Here is a 19,302-nt window from a genome sequence, read left to right on the forward strand (position 1 = left end):
CATCACGCTCGCTCTGCTCGGGAAACCAACCAGTCCGGCGACAGCCTTCGCCGAATTGCCGTCAGGACCCGAAGCGGCTCCGATCGCTTCGAACGACATACAGGGCCCCCCGCATCGCCTGAACCGACCCCGGCCTCACAGCGTCTTGACTGGGATACCGGTCGTGGTCGCAGCTATGTCATTCCCGCCGCCGAAGTACTGACCTATATCTTCCTGCTGAACCAGTACGATCGCCATTTCGTCGAACCTCGGGAAGACTATCGAACCAGCGGCAGTACCATTCGTCAGCACCTCACCGATTCGAAGTGGGTCATCGACAACGATCAATTCAAGGTCAACCAGTTCCTGCACCCCTACGGCGGCAGCGTGTATTACGGCTTGGCCCGATCTTCAGGATTGTCCTTCTGGGAATCCTTTCTCTACAGCACGGCAGGGAGCTTCGCCTGGGAAATCGCAGGGGAACGGACCAACCCTTCGATCAACGACATGATCGCCACCCCGATCGGAGGCAGCCTGCTGGGAGAGGCACTGTTCCGCATGGCCGGCCTGGTTCTCGAAACGGACGACGGTCGTCCCGGCTTCGTTCGCGAAGCGGCCGCGGCCGCAATCTCGCCCCCAACCGGATTCAACCGTTTGGTCTTCGGCCATCGCTTCGATGCGGTGTTTCCCAGCTACCACCCTGCCACGTTCTTCAGGTTGGAAGCCGGCGGCACGCTGACCTCCAGCAGCCACAACGTCTCGTCGAGCGTAACCGAACATGGTGCCGTTGGCGATCTGACGTTGACCTATGGATTGCCCGGCAAATCCGGCTACCACTATTCGCGCCCCTTCGACTATTTCGATTTCCACGTCACCGCCGTCACGGCGAACACGCTGGAAAGTCTTAACACCCGTGGGCTCCTGCTGGGGACCACCTACGCATCGGGGAATGACACGCGGGGGCTGTGGGGTTTGTTCGGCAGCTACGACTACATCTCGCCGCAAGTATTTCGGGTGTCGAGTACCGCGCTGTCGCTTGGTACCGTCTGGCAAACCTGGCTGTCCGATGACATTGCGCTCCAAGGGACCGCACTGGGCGGCGCAGGGTACGGTGCGGCCGACAGCATTCAGCGCAAAGAGGAGCGGGACTATCACTACGGCATGACCCCGCAGGCGCTGCTCGCGCTGCGGCTCATCTTCGGCAACCGGGTCATGATCGACTTTACGGGGCGAGAATACTATGTGAGCCGGGTGCTCTCACCGGAAGGCAACGGCCAGGAAAACATCATGCGGGGCGATGCGGCGTTCACGCTGCGGATCTTCGACCGCCACGGCATCGCCGTCCGGTATGCCGTGGCACAGCGAAACGCCGGCTATCCGAGCGTCGAATATCGGAATCAGACGGTCAGCACGGTCAGCTTGATGTATGTACTGTTGGGGTCGTCGGGATTCGGCGCGGTGGAGTGGCGCTGAAACGGCCCACCGTTCCTTGCGTGGAAGCACCCGGCTGGTGATCGAGGTGTTCGCCTCGAGTCTCGTTACGACAGGCCGTGCTGCTCGCGCCCAATGCGGCCGTCGTAGCGGTTGGTGGACTTGAAGAGTTCGAACTGGCCGTCCGACGCATAGTGAGCGACACGGCTCCGCAAGGCATCGCGCTCGGCGGTCGTCATGGGCGCAAATCGGCGCACGATGTCGAGATTCTGCTTCAGTACGGCCGCAGAATCGATGCCGCTGACGAGCGACGCAATGGGCAGGCTCAGGACATAGCGAATCGCCTCTTCGGGAGTCACAACTCCCTGTTTGATCGGCTCGGCGTTCCCGCTCAGGCTCTTCATACCGATCGCAGCAATCCCTCGCTGTTGCAATACCGGCACCACTTCCTGTTCGAAGCTTCGGTACGTCCCGTCGAACACGTTCAAGGGCATCTGGCAGGCATCGAACGGGAAGTCGTACGAGAGCATCTTGAGGTGAATCTTCGGGTGCTTGTGGCCAGTGAATCCGACGAAGCGCACCTTCCCCTGCCGTTTGGCCTCCAGCAGCGCATCGGCCGCGCCGTTCGGCGCGAAGTGCTGATCCGGATCGTCCTCGTAGACCACTTCGTGGATTTGCCACAGATCGAGGTAGTCGGTTTTCAAGCGGCGGAGCGACTCCTCGAGTTGCTGCATGGCGACCTTCTTGTCCCGGCCATGCGTACAGACTTTGGTCATGAGGAACACCTGTTGCCGCTTGCCTTGTAAGCCCTTCCCCATCAGCTCTTCGCTGCGCCCGCCGTTGTACTCCCAAGCGTTGTCGAGAAACGTCATCCCGGCATCGATCGCTTCGTGAAGGATGCGAATGGCCTCGGCATCATCCTGATTGCGCCCCCAATGGGCGCCGCCGAAGCACATGGCCGAAACTTGCACGCCTGTCTTTCCCAGCGGGCGCATGGGCACCGCCCCGGCTGCCTGGCTTGAGGCCGTGTCGGCCAAGGCTTGGGCCCACCGGCCGGGGCCACCGAGCGCCGCCAACGAGCCGGCCACGCCGAGCGTCTTCAAGAGCTGCCGCCGATTCATCCCACCAGACCCGAGCATCCCTTTGAGCCCCTTGCCCGTCATGGCGCACCTCTTTCTCGTCTCACGCCGACTTCATCGAGATGTTTGAGCAACTCTGCTGGATCCTGATACACACGGTAGGCTCCGGCCCGCTCGAGTTCCTCACGGCCGTACCCGCCGGACAGCAGCCCGACCGACAGCGCGAAGGCGCGGCAGGCCGCCAAAAGATCCCAGACACTGTCTCCCACGATGACACAACGCTCCATCGGCACATTGAGCCGAGCACCGGCGGCCAAAAAGAGATCGGGGTCCGGCTTGGCGAAACGAACATCGTCCCTGGTCACGACCGGCGTGTTCTCCCGCAGCCGGAGGAGTTGCAGCGCATGACGCGCGTTGGCCAGGCGGCCGCTGGTGGCAATCGCATGCGGAATGTTTTCGGCAGCCAAGGTGTCCAACAGCTCTTGAGCGCCTGGAAGCACTCGCAGCGAAGACGCCTGTTTGGCAAAAGCCTCGGAGTGGATACGCTGGATTCGCGCCGCCTGCTCATCCGAAACGGGCCGGCCCGTTTCTCTCAACAGGGCCGCCAGCATGAGCCCCCCGCTCATGCCGATCTGCCGATGGATGCGCCAGACCGGCAGTTCGATCCCGGCCGCTTGCGTCGCCTCGCGCCAGGCCAGCACATGCTGGTACACGCTGTCGATCAGCGTCCCGTCGAGATCGAACACAAACGCCAATCCATCCGAATCTCGTCGATGCGTCGCGGCCATCTTACTGCTCGAGTTTGGCTTCCATCGTGATCGTGGTATTCAGCAGGCGTGAAATCGGACAGCCGGTCTTTGCGGCCTGCGTGGCCTTCTCCCAGGCAGCCTGGTCCGCTTTGGGGACCCTGCCCTTCACGTCAAGCTTGATCCCGGTCACAGTCCACCCCGGTTCCTGCTTCTCGAACGTCACGGTCGCAGTCGTGTTAAGCGAATCAGCGGTGAGCCCGGCATTGGCGAGTTGCGCAGACAGCGCCATCGTGAAACAGCCCGCATGCGCCGCCGCGATCAATTCTTCCGGATTGGTCCCCTTGCCGTTTTCAAACCTCGTCGAAAACGAATATTGGGTTTGCGACAGGACGCCGCTGTCGGTCGAGACCGTACCCTTGCCTGTTTTTAGATCTCCCTGCCAATGGGCCGAAGCTTTCCGCTGCATGACTGCCTCCTGTTTAGGTGTCGGCGAACCCCGGTCATCGTGCCGAGCCGAGGATTCGATCCGAAGAGCTAGGAGTATGATGCAGGAACCGGCGGACGAGTTCTAGTGCAAACCCGAGCGACCCTGGAGGCAGGACTTCTCCGGGCAGCCTCCGCCGTCGCCCGTATCTCGCGAAGCGTATCTCGCAGGGTATGGAGTGAAACGAAAGTCGTGAAACGGGAGACTCGAAATGCAAGCGTGACTTTTTAAGACGAGATACGCTTCACCAAGGACGAAGCCCTTTTCAATACCGATACTCCACCTTATCTTGGAATCGCACCGTGCGTTGGGCCGGTTGTTGAAAGCTGGTCGCCTTATCGGCCGTGCTCTCAAGATGCATCTCGCTGAAGGGGCGACCAAAGTCGTAATCGGTCTTCGTCCGCGAGAGGCTGGTCACCACCCCGCGGTGGTCGAAGAAGATGCTGAGGTCATGCCTGGTATCCGGCGTCCCAATGCCGTTGTTCCACAATCCATACAGCAACACATAGTCCAACGGATTGACCACCGACGTCGAGTAGTTGTAGGCCCACCACTCACGGCTCGCCCCGCCCATCTCGATGGCCTGCCGGTTTGCAGGATCACCCAGGAGGCTCTCAACCTGCTGCTTGGTGCTCTCACCCACCTTGATCTGTTCCATGGTCGGCTCGTCGGCGAGTTTCGAAGTGCCGGTCGAAATGCAGCCGGCAAGCGACAGACAGAGGCCTAGTAGCACCGAGATCGGGATGCGTCGCGTCATGGCTCCCTCCTGACTGCGCCTATTGCAGCACTGCGGGATTCGGAAGTCAACGCCGGCCTTGGGTCGCCTAGAACCCGACGGACACTCCGAAGGTCCCCAAAAGAGCCGCACGATCGGCAGGCCCAGCGAACTCGGTGCCGAGCCCCGCATCCAACACGATCCGCGAGGTGAGTTGATGCCGAAGGCCGACCTCGGCGCCGGTGTGGTTACGCTGCCCGCGCAGGTCGGACTCGCGGGAGTACACACTGGCAATGAGCGTATCGCGAAAACTGGTGGGGTAGCCAAGCGGATAGCTCACCGCCGCGACGGCCCGATAGGCTCCCGGCCGCTCCTGCCCCTGCGGCGATCCCAACACCGTATAGCCGACGTTCAGGTGAGTGCGCAGACGACCGAACGAGCGTGTCAGGATGCCGGTGACCTGCGTATCGACGCCTTTGGAATTCACGCCCGTGGGAAAGTCCGCCTCGACCCGCAACGCCAGAGCCGGGATGTTCAGCGTTTCCGTATTGAAGTTGTACAGCACACCCACATGCAGGTCTCCCGACTTGGCCGCCCCGACCAACGAATGGGGCTCGGTGAACAGATCGCCTTGGATCTCGATCTGAGTATTGTTGAACGCGCCGTAGATGATCTGCGGTTGAAACACCACGCGAGTCCGTCCTTCGCGACGGTCGTTGAACCGGACACCCCCTTCCATCCCGATCTCGCCCTTTGGAATCGCATACGCGTCTTCCATCCCGATCGGCCGATTGGGGTCGAGGTTGTCATGATCCAGAGCCGTCACGATACCAGGCCACAAGGTGAGGACGACAACCAGCAACGCGATCAGCCTCTGTCCTCTTGCCTGCTTCAATGGTGATGCTCCCGCTCGAGTGACGTCTTTACGATCATGGGATTGGCCGCATCGGCACTGGCCAGGTAATAGCTGTTTACAATGCGATAGATCTCCGCTCGCTTCTCCTCCCATGTCCCCAGCGCTTCGCTTGCCAGGATGTCGCTGATGTTGTCATGCAACATGTGGAGGTTATCGAAGATATTGGCGATCTCCTGGTACCGCGCGGCAAATGCGGGACTCAATTCCGCCGTCAACGGCATGAACGTCCATTGCACGGGAGGCTGGGCCAAATAGCCGCGGTAGGTCGCGAGGATCGGCCGCACGGCTTGTTTCTTCTCATCGAGGCTGTGCGCAGCCCGCAGTGGGTCATACACGGCCACCTGCAGATAGTGATAGGACCAGATGGTGGCGTTGAAGAGCGGGAACCTCGTGCGGAACGTCTTGGAATAGGGGAATTGGTCCAAGCGATGGTGATCCAGACGCTTCGCCGTGATGGCATAGTCGCTCTGTTGGTAGTAGGCCAATACATTGTGCAGTGCGCGATCCTTATCCGGCTCGTCCGAGGCCATGATGTCGTAGGTGGCACGGTGCAGCGCATGGGCCTCGTCAAACGTATTCTGCGCGCGCCAGGCCAACCTCATATACGTCGGGGCGATCGCTTCCTCGTTCGGGTTCAGCTGCGGTTTCGTGGCGATGAAGGCCAGGGTTTCCTTGCGAGCCCGGTCGTCGATCGCCGCCACATCCTTTCCGCCGGTGAGCAGCAGGTTCTCATACAGATTGGAGTGGCCGAAATCCACACCGTTGAATTCGCTGTCGAGTTCCGCAAGGTCCTCGCGCAACGCAAAGTTCCACAGCGCCCGATAGTAAAACCGTTTGTCCCGCGGTTCGAACTGGTTGCAGGCGGCGATTCCGACGGCGATCACGGCTAAGGCCGCGATCACTGCGTCGCGCATGGATTTCCGAATCCTCATCCTCAATTCCTCTTGTTTGCCTACCTTCTGCCGGGTCGTCGCGAAATCGTCAAGCCGCGTCGTGAGATGAGCCCGCTCGCCCGGCTGCCGCCGATCGGCAGCCAGGCGCACCGTCTCAGTGGCAATGGTGCTCATGTACCAACGCATCCCCCTTTCCCCGCGCGATCAACCAACGATTGACGGGAAAGGCGGCAGGCCCGGCCAAGACGAGCGACAATACCAGGGTGGCCCACAACAACGGGTCGGAGAGGCCCACGTCCATGGCGCCGGGGATCACCAGCATGAGCGCATTGTCGACGAATTCCATCGTCGACATCGAGAGCGTATCGGACGCAAAGGCCAGCGCCAAGGCCGTGCTCCAAGCCATCCCGGCCCGACGCAAGGGATAGAGCGTCATGCCATACCCGAAGAGAAAAGCCAAGGCGACGGCCAGGCCAACGGTCGGCCAATTACTCCAACCCAACACAGTCCCGACCGCCATGCCCAACACCTCCCCGATCGTGCAACCGCTCAAGCAATGCAACGTCGCCATTAGCGCCGTTCGATTCAAGAAAATCTCCTGATGGGTTCCGTGCTGTTTCCCCGATGCAGTCGCCGGCCTGTGTTGGTGGTGCGCGTGACCTACAGCATGGCCGACGGCCTTGTGTCCGGCCGGCTCTTCGCCGCAGCAAGCCTCGCGTCCCGTAGCAGTGGACGGTGAAGTCGGTCCCATTTCAAGCTCCATCATGTGAAACCTCCTGGGTGATAAGATGAGTGGTCTGTTCATCCCTACAGACGGAGCAGGGGTCCGATCATTACAGTCGGGGTACCGAGGGCGATGAGCGGTCGGGAGGGGTCTCGCAGCATCCGAATCGGGACAGGATCGTCCGGCACTGTGGGACTTGAGCGCGTTCTGTGAGGTTTATGTGACGGTCAATAATTGCCTACTTGGGCCGGATCGATCATTCGACCGTCCAAGACCGTTGGATTGATCAAGAGTTGGGCTCATCGGACGGGTGAATGGGAAAGGAAACGTCTCTGGGAACAGCACTTGCTTTCTTTCATGGGTAAAACGGAAGAGAAGGAGGCCTCGCCATGCATGACCCCGAAATCTGGACCAGTTGGTATGTCTGGTTGTTAGCGATCCCTGCCGTCGTCATCGGGACGATGATCGGCGATTGGATCGAACATCGCCGTACGGTGCGGGTTCGTCACAGCACCAGAACCCGTCGCGACATCACCCCCGCTCGTCGTCCTCGGTTGTAGCCGGCGGTCGATCGCATCCGGCGTCGCCTCAGCCCCGACTGCTCGGCAGCTTACGCCAGCCCGTGACCGTGACGCTCCTGCGGGCAGCACGTCATGGACCTTACACGCAGGTACATTACACACAGCCATACTTCGTGCAAAAACCGCAGGCCTGTTCGAGCCGCTCGCGCAATGCCTGACGAGCCCGATGGAGCCTCACGGTCAAGTTGTTGGCGGTGACGCCCAGCGCCTTGGCCACGGCCGCCGGTGATTCTCCCTCCAAGTCGATCCGCCGAATGAGGTCGGCATAGGCCGGCCGCAACTCCGGAAACAACGTCCCCAGACAGGCACAGACCGTCGGTCTCGCAGCATCGAGCGACGGGACTTTATCATCCTCCGCACGCTCCAACTCCTGCTGCCACCCCTCCTCTTTTCTCTGCTCCGCGGCACGAGACCTGTAGTAATCCACCGTGTCGTTCCGCAGGATGCGATAGAAACAACCGACGACGTTGTCGGCCTGTTTCAACGCATGGTGGCGCTCGATCGCCTTCATCAGACTCTGCTGCAGCAGGTCCTCCACGACATGGTCGTCGCTCACCCGCTTGCGGAGGAAGGCTCGGAACGCAGATGCTTCCCCCATCAACCGTTGACTGATATCGTGAAGAACCGCCGATTCAGGCTCATTGCTCATAGAAAACTCCGGTTTCGATGTGTCAAGATCAGACGCGCCCCCGCAAAGGAGTTCCGTGCCGACTCGATCGATCAACCTGCTCTGTCTGTTCCTCCTGCTCACGCTCTTGCAGAGTTGCGGTCTTCGTTCCGTTCAGACGGGGTCCGATCTCCGCAACGACAGCACGATCTCCACCGACGTGGAGGCGAAGCTGAAGGCCGACCGCCTGGAGGATCTCTCGGAAATCCTGGTCTCCACGGAGGCCGGCACCGTGACTCTGGTCGGTTCCGTCCAAACTCCTCAGCAGAAAGCGAGGGCGGCCGAACTGGCGCGCCAGGTCAAGGGCGTCAAACGCGTCAAAAATGACGTCGAGATCCGCGGCCACTTCATCGAAGACTCCCGCTGAATAGGCTCGGCTCCGCTATGGCTCCCCTCCCTCGCTTCCGATCAGCTCTTCGGTCAGCTCGAAGGCGTCCTTCGGCAGGTTGATGGCATTGACCAGAATGTCGAAGGCCAGCTGGGCCGTCCCCCTCACCCCGTTCACAAACGTTTCCTCCGGCAGGTACCGCACCTCCGGTTCCTTGGCCTTGCCTGAGACCGAAAACATCGCCGTATCGAACCCCTGCCGGTCTCCGGCAAGGAGGGTCCGAAACAGGGGGAGTGTCTTCAGCAGCCCCGAATAGGAACCTAGCGGACTGGCCGCCACTACCATATCGAACTCGTCCGCCATGAGATCGTACTTCCCGATTCCGCTGAGTTTGAGGACCGGGCTGTCGAGGAGGAATTGTTTGACCACCACGATCCCGTGATCCACCCCGGCGACGATCTTGAGTCGTCGAAAGGAAAGACCCCGTTCCTCGAAATTCACTTCACCCATCAGCAGCACGGGCAGATTCATCACGTACAGCAGTTTCGTGATGACGGGAAAATCGAGGATACGGCCGTCCTCCACAAGCACTTGGATGGGACGGCGACTGGTGAGCGATTTCAGTTGCGGCGCGGTCTGCACGAATTCACCCTGCACCTTCCCGCTGGTCGTGAGCCAACCGGTGAGGACCGGCCGGTCCGTCGCCAACCCAAGCAGCCGCTCCACCGACATCCCGCCCACCCGAAACTCGGTGCGGACCTGCGCGCTGCGAGGTCCCTCGTGCCGCAGGACGACCCGCCCTGCCACGTGTCCATCGTCGGTGTCGCCGCTGACCCGATCCACCGTCAACGCGCCGTGAGCCCACCCGATGTGACAAGACAACCCGGTAACGAATAGTTTCCGGTGATAGAGATGGTCGATGAATAGCGTGGCATCCACCGTCGCATCCCGCCACCAAGCGGTCTGACCGGTGTCGTCGGCGTGTGAGTCCAGGGACGATGGAACCGGCTGAAGCGTCTCCACATTGAGCTGCGACGACTGGACGAGCAACCTTGCCGCAGGCGCATGGGTCCAATGGTCGATGACGCCGCTCACGCGGGCGTCGCTGTCGCCCAAACGGAAGGTCAGCCTGGGCACATCGATCCGATCGCGATCGAACCGGAGCGTGACGAAGAGATCGCGGACCGGCGCCGCCAGTCGTTCGCTCCGTATCACGCCCTCGTCCAAGGTCACCTGTCCGGAAGCCCGATAGGATTCCCGGTCGCGAATGCGACCTTCGACATGAAGCGCGGCACGCAAAAATCCCGCGGTCAGAGGTCCCAACGACAGGCCCTGCGGCACAGTCTTCAGCGACAGACCTTTGGAGCGCACATTGACGGCGAACGACTGTTCCTTCTCCAGCGAAAGCGTCCCGTCAGCGAACAGGCGAACCGATCCGAACGTAAGGGCCGCGCGGCGCAACTGCAGGGTCACAGCCTCTGTGAGTCGCGCGTCGAACGACAGAGTAGCAGGGACGTGACGAGCCTTGGTAATGACGGGAGGCAGCCGCAACTCGACGGCTTTCAATTCTATGGCTCCTTGCATCCGCGGCCGATCGAGCGGTCCTGTGACCGCAGCTTCGAGCCGAGCAAGTCCCTCCATCTTCAGCCGGAGCCGCTCAGGTTGCTCCGCACCGAAGAGCTGGCCCAGTTCTGAGGATTGGGCCACGGCGGACAGCCGCAAATCCGCCAATGTGCCGGCTTTGGTGCTCGTGACGGTGCCGCCCGCGGTCAGCCCGATCGGTCCCAAGCGTCCTTCCAGTCGCTCCACCTGCACGACCGTCGTCGAAGCTCTGATTTTGGCCTTGATCTGATCGAGCGGCAGCGGCAGCCAGGACGTAGCGAAGCCCGCCTCCTGGGTGCTGAGCTCCACATCGACGATTGGAGTATGGCCCATGCCATCCGTCCCGCCGACCACATGCGCCACGAGTTCCAGATCCCCTTGCACCTGCCGAATTTGGCTCAGTTGACCCCGAACCCGAGCCGGGAGATCGAGCCGACCGACCAGTTCGAGCACCCCTGCCAAGGGCGATTGCCCCTTGACCCGTATGTCATAGCGAGGCGCATTCAGCCACTGCATCACCAGCAACTCCTCGCCGAACAAGCGAACTGGTCCACAGCGGGCACGGAGTCCGATGACGCGGAGTTGCTGCGCGTCATACAAGAGCGTCGCGGCCAGGTCTTCGAGGACCGGCAGCTGCGGATCAATCTGGGCGCGTCCATTCCGAACGGCGGCGGAACCGGCGATCGTCCAGCCTCCGTCGGACGCGATCGGGCCCGCGACGGACAGGGATTGGAGGGTCAGCAAACCATCGACGCCGCGACTTTGAAGATTGGCCCGCAGTTCTGAGGGCATCCAGGCGCTTGGCGTCTGGCTCATCAGCCTGGTCATCGTCACCGGCGTTGCCGTCACAGTCGCGGCCAAACGCGGTGCCGGACTTCCCATGCCGGTAATCTCGGCGCTGCCTTGCAGCGACAAGTCGGAAAGCGTCACCGACCAGGTGTCCGCAGAGAGGTCATACCCTCCCATTCGCGGCGTCAATCGCAGATGGGCTGAAGCCTGCGCCGAGCCGCGCAAGCCGTCTGATATCGGTTGGAGAGGCGTCCAGGCGGAGATCAGATGAGGCACGTCGACGCGATGGAACTGCGCATCGCCCTCCATCTGCAACTGACCGGTCGTCTCGCGCTGCGCAGGATCCGGCGCGGACTGAACCAGGGTGCCGTCGAAGGTGAAGGCTGCGCGGTCCCGCTCCTGCGGAATTTCCCCCGCCATGTGAATAGTCGCACTGCGGCCGGGCACACTCTGCATAAGCGTAGCGCGGCTGAGCTCGATCTTCATCGGCTGTCGTAGCGCCCGACCGCTCTCATCGTGCACCGTCAGCGACGCCCCCGTCACAAAAACCGTACCGACATCGTCCAACACGGCGAGGGGACCTCGTGAGGGTTCGCTCGACTCGACGGTCGGCTTGGCCCCGATTGACCAACTACCGGAACGTTCACGGCGTACCCGGAGCGTTGGCCGATCGATCACGAGCTGTTGCCCGACGAGCTTGCCGTCGAGGAGAGGCAAGAATTGGAAGGAAAACTCGAGCCGATCAGCCAGGAAAAATGGATCGGTCGCGGGACCGTCGTGAACCTCCGGTTTGGCCATCACCAAGCGGGGCCCGCCCCACAGCTGCCATCGAGTGGATTCGGAGGTGATGCGGAATCCGGTTCGCTGCTCGACCTGCTGCAACGCCCAGTTCGTCACAAGCGAGCTGTTGAGCAGGACAGGGACTGCGAGAAGACCCGCGATCGCAAGGCACAGCACTAACAGAAGTCCGAGCAGAACCCAGCGGACCGCTCCCTGTGCCCCCAGCCCCTGCCACTTCCAGCTGTTCATGCGTCGGCTCGATGGTTTTTGAACAGGCTCCGTCGTCTTGTCAGCTTACACGGTCAACGGAGCCGCTACCACCGGCGACCGATCTTCACTTGTAGCCGATGACCATCCCGTCAGGCCCAGCCAACCGCTCGACCTGCGTCCTGCGGAACCCGACCTGTTTCATCCAGACGCGGCAATCGGCCCCGGTGTAATCAAACCCACCGTGGGTCTCGATCAACATGTTGAGACTCATCAGCAGGCCGAACGCATTGGTTTTCCGCGCATCGTCGATGAGCGACTCATGAATAATCACGGCGCCTCCGGTCGGAACCGCTTCATAGGCCTTGTGCAGGAGCATCAGCTTCTCGTCCAGATTCCAATCGTGCAGGATGTGGCCCATGACAATGACGTCGGCGTTGGGCAGGGGCTCTTTGAAGAAATCGCCGGGGTGGAACCGCATGCGCTTCTGCACGCCGCGAGACTTGGCATAGGCCTCGAATAGGGGCTGTACCACCGGCAGATCCATGCCGCCGCCGATCAGGTGCTTGTGCGCGAGCGCGATCTCCGCCGCCACGCCTCCCTGCGCGCAGCCGACATCGACGAAGCTCTGGTACTTCTTCCAGGGAAATTTCTTCGCGATCGCCCGCGCGGTGCCCACGCTCAGACCGGTCATGGCCTTGAGGAACCCCTCCAACCTTTTCGGGTCTGCATAGAGAGTCCCGAAGAAGTCGCCGCCGGTCTTGACCTCATTCTGCGGTTTCCCGGTGCGCAGGCCGTCGGTGAGCGCCCCCCAAAATCCATACAGCCGCGTGTTGGCCATCTCGAGCATGCCGCCGATGTACGAAGGTCTGGTCCGGTCCAGAAAGGTCGCGGTGGCCGGAGTGTTGGCGTAGCGCGTCCCCGTTCGTTTCAGCATACCCAACGCCACCAGGGCATCGAAGAAGTCCCGTGCGCTCCGTCGATGGAGGCCGAGTTTTTGGGTGAGCGTCTTCTCGTCCTTCGCCCCCCTCGCCAACTCCGTGAAGAGACCCAATTCGATCGCGCTCAGCAGCGTTTTCGAACCCCAGAATGCAAACCCGAGTTGCAAGATCCCCTCTGGCGTGACCGCTCGCTTTGCCATGTGTCGCCCCCTCCCGCTGGAAGGCAGCAGGCTACGGTCGGGTCGTTCTCTCTGTCAACGGGTGGATTCTACGAATAGGGGGCCGAGTGCTGCGAGGAGAGGAGAGCGGGACTTATCTCGCGCGAGGCCCTGCGAGAAAGACGCGTCGGGCAGACGCACCACCGGTTGTCTCGGGTGCTGCAAACTCGCGACAATCCAATCGCAATTGTCCGTCGTCCATCGGTCGATCCACAAATACGCAGTGATGGGGCTTGGCGGAATCCCCATGCACATAGGGCCTGAAGTAGCGGCAGCCGGCACACATGCGGACAATAGAGATGGCCCCCTGTTCCTGCAGCGAGCAGATCACCTTGGACAGGCCGCGGAGAAAGACCCGCTGTTCTTCCGGCGCCAACTCTACAAGCCCACCCTGCAGCACGTCATTCCAGGCGCTACTGTGACGAGCCTCGCGTCTGCCTGCGGCAGTGAGGGACAGGACCAAGGCTCGACTATCCGCATTGGAACGCGCCTTGTGAACCAGCTTCTTTCGCTCCAACGCCTTCACCGCATCACTGGCCGTGGCCGCGGTAATCGCCAAAGCCTCCGCTACTTCACCGAGCCGGACCGGACTTCCGGCTCGGTCTGCCAGCAACGTCAAAATGTGCCCCTGGGTTGGGGTGAGTTTCCGACTCGTGCCCCCGTCCCAGGCCTGGCTGCGCAGGGCCATCGCAATCTTCAAGAGGCCCACCGTAATGTGCTCGGTGACCGTCTTCTCGCCGACGAGGGGAAGCTGTTTCATGGTCTCTCTCGCTAGTCCCTCGCGAGTCTAGGCGGGCAAGGGAACGATGAAACCGCCTTTTGCACGGAACTCCTGCTGCTGCCCTTGGTTAAACATCACCAGTGGTTCCTGATGGCAGAACTGACATTCCTGCGCCGTGACCGTAACCGCCTGATGCCCCAAGCTCGCCACATATTCGTTGGCAAGCTTGAGCGCCGTGGCCTCATTGGTAGTCATCACATCGAAATGCAGCATCTTGCCCTTGATCTCCACCCACGTGTCGAACACCTTCACCGTATCCATCATGCCTCCTCGTGACAACTTGAACCATTACTAAGGACTCCTAACTATTTACTCGACACCGGTCACCCCGTCAATCCCCCCCCGATCGACAGGCCCATGACGCACGGTAACGGTAGATGGAGAAGGACCAGGCTACAGATGAGAGCCTGCACCAGAGGAAAGATGGCCCGTCGAAGCTTTCTGTCGCCTTATGTGGTTAGTGAGGAAATGGAGTGGCAGGGCTGCCGTTCAGTGGGCGCATTGACCAAATTGGAACCGTCCCACCAAGCTTGCTACCCTCGACCCGCTCGGCGGGGAGGCAGCTCGGTGGATACCGGACGCGCGCGTCGAACGAGGTCCTTCCGAGGGCGCGCGTTCCGCGAGCGAGTGGCACTCACCGACTGCCTCCTCCCTCATTCCCGAAACACCCTCACCGCCACCTTTTGCCCCTTGAGTCTCGTTCGCCCCAATGCCTCGATCACTTGCCTCGCAGCGTCCTCCGCCACGTCGACGATGGAAAACCGTTCTTCCACTTCGATTGCGCCGATCGAGCGCGAGGTGATACCGGCTTCGTTGGTGATCGCCCCGACGAGGTCGCCGGGTCTGATCCCGGCCGCGCGACCGGCTCCGACGTAGACTCGCACCATGCCGGCCGAACGGCCGCCTTTGGCCAGTCGTCCACGGCCGGGGGATTCGTACCCAGGCCGGCCCATCGGCCGCATGGGCTCGGGCCCGCGTGCTTGCACCGTCGGAATCTCTTCCTCAGCCCGTTCACCCCCGAAGGCGCGATAGACCAGTTTCAACGCGGCCGCGGCCACGTCCTGAGCCGAACCTTCTCCCCCGAGCGCTTCCACGACGGCCCGGAACGACTCCAGATCACCCGAGGCTATGGCCTCCTGCACGGCAGCACCGGTCCGCTCCAGGCGCTTGCGCTTCAAGTCAGCCACCGACGGCACGGGCGCCAATGTGATCCTGGCTTTGGTCATGTGCTCCACGCTGCGCAACAGCCGATGCTCTCGCGGCTCGAGAATCGTGATGGCCGCCCCTTCGCGCCCGGCCCGGCCCGTGCGGCCGATACGGTGCACATAGACTTCGAGCGACGACGGCAGGTCGTAGTTGATCACGTGCGACACGTGCGGGATATCCAGCCCGCGCGCGGCCACATCGGTCGCGACGAGCAGCTCGGTCTGCCCCGAGCGAAACGCCTGCATCACCCGGTCGCGCTGGACCTGGCTCATGCCGCCGTGAATGGCCTCGGCGCGATAACCCCGATTGTTCAACGCGGCCGTGACTTCATCCACTTCCAACCGCGTGCGACAGAAGACCAGGGCGGACTTCGGCGCCGTCATGTCGAGCACCCGCGCCAACGCGGCGCTTTTGTGCTGTCGATACACGACGTATGCCGTCTGTTGCACCTTCGGCGTCGCTCCGGCCTTCACCGGCTCCTTGGCGATCGACACCTCGACCGGGTCCTTCAAATGACGCCGAGCGATGGCCGCGATCCGCGGAGGCATGGTTGCCGAAAACAGCGCGGTCTGTTTCGTTGCGGGGGTCTGTTCGAGAATCGCTTCGAGATCCTCGGCAAACCCCATATCGAGCATTTCGTCCGCTTCGTCGAGGACCACGACTTGGAGGCCTGCCAGACGCAAGGTCTGACGCCGCAGGTGATCCAAGGCGCGACCGGGCGTGGCCACCACCACATCCACCCCACGACGCAGGGCCTGCAGCTGAGGCCCCATCGCCTGGCCGCCGTAGATCGCCAGCACCGACATCCGCAATTCTTTTCCGTACCGCTGCACCGCCTCGCCCACCTGCACCGCCAGCTCGCGGGTCGGCACCAGAATCAGGGCCGACGGCCGCTGACGCGGCGCATGCGCGATCCGTTGGAGCAACGGCAGACTGAACGCAGCCGTCTTACCGGTACCGGTCGCGGCCTGCCCCAACACGTCGCGCCCCGACAACAAGGGAGGAATCGCCTCGCGTTGGATCGGCGTCGGTTCCTCGTACCCCAAGGTTTCGAGTGTCGCCAGCAGGGAAGCTTCCAGCCCCAGGGCGGCAAAACCGGGGGAAAATCCATGCACCGAGGTGGTCGGATCGGAGTGTGTCTTGTCCTCTTTCATAGAATGTGCGGATGGCCTTTCTGAATCGTACTAATGCTTGAGCGACTGACTCCAGAGCGATTCCAGCTCCGGGAATTTTTCGCAATAGTCTGTGTGGCTGGCTCGGATGACCTCGAGGGCCTCTTCCCGGCCGTACATGCTGGTGATCTCGACTTTGTTGTGGTGCATGGCTCCCGGCGCCTGCTTGTATGTCAGGAAGTAATGTTGCAGCCGATCCAGCAGCGTGAGCGGACATTCTCCGATGTCGGTGAAGGCCCCATACACGGCATCGTCGCGCATCACGGCGATGATTTTATCGTCGGCCTCGCCGCCGTCCGCCATGCTGAACCCACCGATCGGCAAGGCCGTCAGCAGAATGTCGCTATGGGGAATGGTCTTTTCGGTCAAGACGCAGATATCGAGCGGATCGCCGTCGCCGACCATCCCCTTCCGCTTGGCCCGTTTGGCAAACAACGCCGCGACGTTGTCACCACAATAGGTTTGCGGAATCAGACCATAGTAAACAGGGCAGAAATTCGAGAACCGCTGCGGCCGATCCACCTTCAAGAATCCGCTGGCCTTATCGACTTCATACTTCACCGTATCGGTCGGCACGATCTCAATATAGGCCGTCACGACTTCCGGCGCAGCTTCTCCCATGGACACCCCGTGCCAAGGGTGAGCCTTGAACATCAGGCGCATTAACCGTTGAGACTGATCGATCTCTTTCTTGCTCATTAAACCTCCACTGAATTCATCAAGTCGCGCAATGCCTTATAACATATCGTCGGGGTGGCGAACAGGTGAGCCGCGGCACCGATCTCCGGCTACCGCTGCGCGCTCGTGGCCCGCCAGGCCAGGACCGCGGCGACCAGCAACATCACCCCCGAGAGAAGCAGCGGCGCCCCCGGCAAATGCAGGTCCGATCGGGGCCCGATAAAAAAGGCGAACGTCTCCGTGAAGACCCCGGGGCCGATCAACCCTGCGATGCCCATGAGGCTCCCGAGCGCCCCCTGAAGTTGCCCTTGCTCGGAGGCGCTGACTCGCCTCGTCATGAGGGTTTGAGCCGAGGGCCCGGCCAGTCCCCAGAATGCCATGATGGGAATCCCGCAATAATACACCAACCCGCTCGGCGCCAGCCCATAGATGGAAAAGCCCACGGCTCCGCACAGCAATCCAAGCAGCAGGGTCCGCCGTTCTCCCAATCGTGCCGTAATCGGTTTTACCAACCCGCCTTGGACGACCATCGCGCAGGCCCCGACCACCGCAAGCGTAAGCCCGACCGTCGATGGTCCCCATCCATAGCGATAGCCGAGGTAGAGCACCGCCGTGCTCGGGAGCACCACATGGGCCAAGGACCCCAGAAATGAGACCGTCGCAAGCCCGAACAACTCATGGTGCGACCGCAACAGCGCCAGCGAGGCCAGCGGATTTGCCCGCTTCCACGCAAAGGGCATCCGCTTCGCGCTCGGCAGGGACTCCGGCAACACGAAATACCCGTAACACGCATTCGCCAAGCTCGTGACCGCCGCCCCCCAGAACGGGAGACGCGGGTCCATGGCACCGAGGATGCCGCCCACGGCCGGCCCCAGGATGAACCCCAGCCCGAACGTCGCCCCGATCATGCCGAAGCCGGCAGCCCGTCGATCCGGCGGCGTCACATCGGCAATGTATGCCCCGGCCGTACTGAAACTCGACGCGGCCATTCCCGAGATCACCCGGCCGAGGAATAACCAAGTGAGATTCGGCGCCAACGCCATCAGCACATAATCCAGCCCCAACCCGAAATTGGACAACAGAACTACAGGTCGCCGGCCGAACTGATCGGACAACGCTCCTTGGATCGGCGAGCAAAAGAACTGCATCAGCGCCCAGGACGTCCCCATCAGGCCATACATCTGCGCGGCTTGCGCAGTGTTACCGCCCATGAACTCCTCGACCAGCTTCGGCAGGACGGGAATGATGATTCCGAAGGAGAGGACGTCGAGCAAGACCGTAAACAGAATGAAGGAAACCGCCGCCCGTCGGGGCTCGGCAACCATGTCGGATGACTGCATCGGAGCATCCTAGCAGGCCGTTCTGTCGGCCTGCAGAATAAAATAACTTTGTTATTGACTGATCATTCCATAATTCGCTATGCTTCCCCCATGGCACGCCCCAAAGAGTTCAATCCCGCTGAAGCGCTCGACAAGGCCATGCATGTCTTCTGGCGCAAGGGCTATGAAGCGACTTCCATGGAAGACCTCCTCACCGCGATGGATATCAATCGCGGTTCGCTCTACGCCACCTTCGGCAACAAACGCGAATTGTTCCTCAAGGCCATGGACCTCTACTGCACGAAAGGTAGCGTAGGGGCCAGAATTTCTCTCCTCAGCCAGCCGGGCCCTGCCCTCCCTCTCGTACGCAAGTTCGTCGAAGGCATGATGGAATTTGCCTTGTCGGATCCCCAACGTCGCGGCTGCCTCATCGCGAACACCGCCATGGAGCTGGCACCGCACCAAGCCGACATCGGGAAGAGAGTGGCCGGGAGGCTGACCCATTTGGAAGACGCGTTCTACAAATTGCTCCTGCGCGCTAAGCAGGAGGGAGACCTCGATAAGGACAAAGACCCCCGTATACTGGCGCGCGTGCTCGTCACGATGATGCAAGGCACAATTGTGATGATCAAGGCCGGCGCCCCGGCGGACGCAGTTCGGCAGACCGCCAAGGCCGCCTTGTCGATATTGGACTGAGCGTGTTTTTTTTCATCTATTTTGGAACGATCATTCCAAGGAGGTCATTCCATGGTGACGATCCTGCGGGATACCTGGCTGAAACCGGGCAAAGCAGCAGAAGGGATCAGGCTGACGCGTCGAATCTGGTCGGAGATGCGGCAATTCGAGGGCTTCCTTTTCCATCAGCTGTTCGTCGATGAACTGGCACCGACACACCTGCTGGCACTCGCCCGTCGGCGGAGTCTGGCAGACGCGGACGTAGTCCGTGAACGTTACAAGGATTCAGATACCGTCCGGCAACTCACGCCGCTGCTCACGCGCCCGCGCGAACGGTGGATCACGCAGGACGATGACGTCTCATCGACATAAGACGCTCGCGTCTCAC

20 protein-coding genes are annotated in these 19,302 nt (G+C 61.5%); 5 read left to right on the plus strand and 15 right to left on the minus strand.

Annotated elements, in window-relative coordinates; translation table 11 throughout:
• Positions 1–54 precede the first annotated feature (54 nt).
• Positions 55–1,452: a DUF3943 domain-containing protein gene (locus KF814_06880; GenBank protein ID MBX3235858.1), complete on the plus strand. Its 1,398-nt coding sequence runs from the start codon at positions 55–57 to the stop codon at positions 1,450–1,452.
• Positions 1,453–1,517: 65 nt separating this feature from the next.
• Here the strand turns inward: KF814_06880 and KF814_06885 are convergent, their stop codons facing one another.
• From KF814_06885 to KF814_06915, 7 genes are all read right to left on the minus strand, one after another.
• Entirely contained in the window at positions 1,518–2,573 is a 1,056-nt protein-coding gene (locus KF814_06885) for an aldo/keto reductase (GenBank protein ID MBX3235859.1), read from the minus strand.
• Positions 2,570–3,277, minus strand: a complete 708-nt coding sequence (locus tag KF814_06890) for an HAD family hydrolase (GenBank protein MBX3235860.1) — start codon at positions 3,275–3,277, stop codon at positions 2,570–2,572. Before KF814_06890 ends, KF814_06885 begins: the two co-directional genes overlap by 4 nt.
• A gap of 1 nt (position 3,278) precedes the next feature.
• Complete coding sequence (locus KF814_06895; GenBank protein MBX3235861.1) at positions 3,279–3,704, minus strand: OsmC family protein; 426 nt, start codon at positions 3,702–3,704, stop codon at positions 3,279–3,281.
• Between the two features lie 283 nt (positions 3,705–3,987).
• On the minus strand, positions 3,988–4,479 hold the full coding sequence (gene bamE / locus KF814_06900) for an outer membrane protein assembly factor BamE (protein ID MBX3235862.1): 492 nt from the start codon (positions 4,477–4,479) through the stop codon (positions 3,988–3,990).
• Positions 4,480–4,546: 67 nt separating this feature from the next.
• Positions 4,547–5,332: a transporter gene (locus KF814_06905; GenBank protein ID MBX3235863.1), complete on the minus strand. Its 786-nt coding sequence runs from the start codon at positions 5,330–5,332 to the stop codon at positions 4,547–4,549.
• Positions 5,329–6,420, minus strand: coding sequence for a hypothetical protein (locus KF814_06910; protein ID MBX3235864.1), 1,092 nt, complete (start codon positions 6,418–6,420; stop codon positions 5,329–5,331). The genes KF814_06905 and KF814_06910 overlap by 4 nt, the downstream gene beginning before the upstream one ends.
• Positions 6,401–7,012, minus strand: coding sequence for a DUF4396 domain-containing protein (locus KF814_06915; protein ID MBX3235865.1), 612 nt, complete (start codon positions 7,010–7,012; stop codon positions 6,401–6,403). Before KF814_06915 ends, KF814_06910 begins: the two co-directional genes overlap by 20 nt.
• Positions 7,013–7,359: 347 nt before the next feature.
• Between KF814_06915 and KF814_06920 the strand changes: the two genes are divergently transcribed.
• Positions 7,360–7,530 carry a hypothetical protein gene (locus tag KF814_06920; protein MBX3235866.1) on the plus strand — a complete coding sequence of 57 codons (171 nt, stop codon included), beginning with the start codon at positions 7,360–7,362 and terminating at the stop codon, positions 7,528–7,530.
• Positions 7,531–7,645: 115 nt separating this feature from the next.
• On the opposite strand, the gene KF814_06925 is transcribed toward KF814_06920, so the two are convergent.
• Positions 7,646–8,200: a sigma-70 family RNA polymerase sigma factor gene (locus KF814_06925; GenBank protein MBX3235867.1), complete on the minus strand. Its 555-nt coding sequence runs from the start codon at positions 8,198–8,200 to the stop codon at positions 7,646–7,648.
• A 55-nt stretch (positions 8,201–8,255) separates the two neighbouring features.
• On the opposite strand from KF814_06925, the gene KF814_06930 reads away from it, so the two are divergent.
• Positions 8,256–8,585 carry a BON domain-containing protein gene (locus KF814_06930; protein MBX3235868.1) on the plus strand — a complete coding sequence of 110 codons (330 nt, stop codon included), beginning with the start codon at positions 8,256–8,258 and terminating at the stop codon, positions 8,583–8,585.
• 15 nt (positions 8,586–8,600) lie between these two features.
• On the opposite strand, the gene KF814_06935 is transcribed toward KF814_06930, so the two are convergent.
• The 7 genes from KF814_06935 to KF814_06965 all read right to left on the minus strand — a co-directional run bounded on the left by KF814_06935 (position 8,601) and on the right by KF814_06965 (position 18,260).
• On the minus strand, positions 8,601–11,966 hold the full coding sequence (locus tag KF814_06935; GenBank protein ID MBX3235869.1) for an AsmA-like C-terminal domain-containing protein: 3,366 nt from the start codon (positions 11,964–11,966) through the stop codon (positions 8,601–8,603).
• 85 nt (positions 11,967–12,051) lie between these two features.
• A complete protein-coding gene (locus KF814_06940) occupies positions 12,052–13,065 on the minus strand; it encodes a methyltransferase (GenBank protein MBX3235870.1) in 1,014 nt (337 codons plus the stop codon).
• A gap of 112 nt (positions 13,066–13,177) precedes the next feature.
• Entirely contained in the window at positions 13,178–13,843 is a 666-nt protein-coding gene (locus KF814_06945; protein MBX3235871.1) for a winged helix-turn-helix transcriptional regulator, read from the minus strand.
• Between the two features lie 27 nt (positions 13,844–13,870).
• Complete coding sequence (locus tag KF814_06950; GenBank protein MBX3235872.1) at positions 13,871–14,128, minus strand: DUF2024 family protein; 258 nt, start codon at positions 14,126–14,128, stop codon at positions 13,871–13,873.
• Positions 14,129–14,517: 389 nt separating this feature from the next.
• Positions 14,518–16,224, minus strand: coding sequence for a DEAD/DEAH box helicase (locus KF814_06955; protein MBX3235873.1), 1,707 nt, complete (start codon positions 16,222–16,224; stop codon positions 14,518–14,520).
• A 30-nt stretch (positions 16,225–16,254) separates the two neighbouring features.
• A complete protein-coding gene (locus KF814_06960; GenBank protein MBX3235874.1) occupies positions 16,255–16,941 on the minus strand; it encodes an inorganic pyrophosphatase in 687 nt (228 codons plus the stop codon).
• Positions 16,942–17,030: 89 nt separating this feature from the next.
• The gene (locus KF814_06965; protein MBX3235875.1) at positions 17,031–18,260 is read right to left on the minus strand and encodes a TCR/Tet family MFS transporter; all 1,230 of its coding nucleotides are present in this window, start codon (positions 18,258–18,260) and stop codon (positions 17,031–17,033) included.
• Positions 18,261–18,350: 90 nt separating this feature from the next.
• Between KF814_06965 and KF814_06970 the strand changes: the two genes are divergently transcribed.
• The gene (locus tag KF814_06970) at positions 18,351–18,935 is read left to right on the plus strand and encodes a TetR/AcrR family transcriptional regulator (protein ID MBX3235876.1); all 585 of its coding nucleotides are present in this window, start codon (positions 18,351–18,353) and stop codon (positions 18,933–18,935) included.
• Between the two features lie 51 nt (positions 18,936–18,986).
• Positions 18,987–19,286 carry a hypothetical protein gene (locus KF814_06975; GenBank protein ID MBX3235877.1) on the plus strand — a complete coding sequence of 100 codons (300 nt, stop codon included), beginning with the start codon at positions 18,987–18,989 and terminating at the stop codon, positions 19,284–19,286.
• Positions 19,287–19,302: the final 16 nt, after the last annotated feature.

The organism is Nitrospiraceae bacterium (assembly GCA_019637075.1).
GTDB lineage: Bacteria > Nitrospirota > Nitrospiria > Nitrospirales > Nitrospiraceae > JAHBWI01.